Here is a 1,241-nt window from a genome sequence, read left to right as displayed (position 1 = left end):
TCAGCGGGCCGTTGCCGGTAAACTCAAAGGTCATATCAATGGTTTCAGAACGGCCCTGCGCATGCTGCACGCTGGTAACCGTTGCAGTGCCGGAGGCGTAGGTTTCACCGCTCTCATTGCCGCTGTAATAAAGGTGCAACACCACAGAAGCCCCGGCGCTAAGCTCAGCCTGCCCCGTGTCGCCTTTCACCCGCTTGGCGCTGATAGACCCGGACCAGCGTTTTGGTGCGCCTTCCAAGTGGGTTTCCCACTCTTCACCCATCGCCGTTGCATCCGAGATTGGCGCTTCTACCGAAAGGTTGAAGCTTTGAACCTTGGCGACATCCTCACCGCCAGCAGTCACACTGCCCTTATTGCCGTGAATTAAAGGCATGCTCTGTTCTCCTGATTTGTTGGAAAGTTAGTTCCTCAGCCGCACGCTTAAGCGCGGCTACCGTGTATCGCCGAAAAGTGGGCACCGGTTTTCGGATGAAGATACGCAAGCAACTTTAGTGCGCGGTTTCCGGGTCACTCTCCGGGGCAATGGCTAGCGCCATATACCGCAATGTCAAAATCCCTTGGCGCTTCTCGCCCCGGTCCCGGCGCGTTGCTATATCCAGATTGGTTGACTGCAGGTATAGCTCTTTCACCAAGCCACCTAAGAAGCCGCTGCCAGCAAGCGCGGTTTCAACTTCCACCGCAATTTGGTCCAGCTCATCATCAAAGCCCTTGCCATCGGCCGTGGCTTCAACAGTGACGCTCATTTGCCGTTCAATGTCGCGGTCTGCACCCATTTCCGCAGGCTGGCTTTGTTCATCCAGCACATAGACAAGCAGCGCAGGCAGCCGCTTGTGATCCAGCGGAAAGGTGCGCGTGACAAAGCAGCGGTCTTCTGTAGAAGGAAGCCCTTTTAAAGCCGCCTCTACAGCATCGCGCACCTGCGTTCTAATATGAGCCATGGCTGCCCCTATTCGCGCTCTAGCAGGATCTGGCTTAAGCCAGCCCCGTCACTCATGGGGCTGCTTGCCGCCGTGAAGCGTTGCCCGTCAATCAGCAGCTCTGCACCCTCGCCAAACTCAGCCGGAATATCTGAGCCCTTCACCGCAAACACTGGTTTAGACGTGAGCATGCCAACCTCACCAAAGGAGGTTTCCTCCCCCTCATTGGTAAAGATCCCGGTAAGCTGCCCGGTATCCCCGTTCTGCAGGGCGTAGGTTGCCGTTGTTGCAAACTCATCAGTACGCAGCATCTCATTTAGATCT

Annotated in this window: 3 protein-coding genes; all 3 read right to left on the bottom strand. The window is 56.2% G+C overall.

What is annotated here, in order from left to right:
• Positions 1-373 (bottom strand): hypothetical protein (locus tag PsWM33_RS21015; protein ID WP_193778442.1); only part of this gene is annotated, 373 nt, incomplete at its 3' end.
• 115 nt (positions 374-488) lie between these two features.
• On the bottom strand, positions 489-938 hold the full coding sequence (locus tag PsWM33_RS21010; protein WP_063301532.1) for a hypothetical protein: 450 nt from the start codon (positions 936-938) through the stop codon (positions 489-491).
• Positions 939-946: 8 nt separating this feature from the next.
• The coding region (locus PsWM33_RS21005; protein WP_193778441.1) for a head-tail joining protein at positions 947-1,241 on the bottom strand (295 nt) is incomplete at its 5' end.

It is taken from the genome of Pseudovibrio sp. WM33, assembly GCF_001623165.1.
Classification (GTDB): domain Bacteria; phylum Pseudomonadota; class Alphaproteobacteria; order Rhizobiales; family Stappiaceae; genus Pseudovibrio.
The sequence above is the reverse complement of the archived record's forward strand: the minus strand, read 5'-3'. Positions and strand labels throughout refer to the sequence as shown.

Excerpts from the sequence above, each read along its gene's own strand:
- PsWM33_RS21010 (WP_063301532.1), bottom strand. The coding sequence starts at position 938 with ATGGCTCATATTAGAACGCAGGTGCGCGATGCTGTAGAGGCGGCTTTA.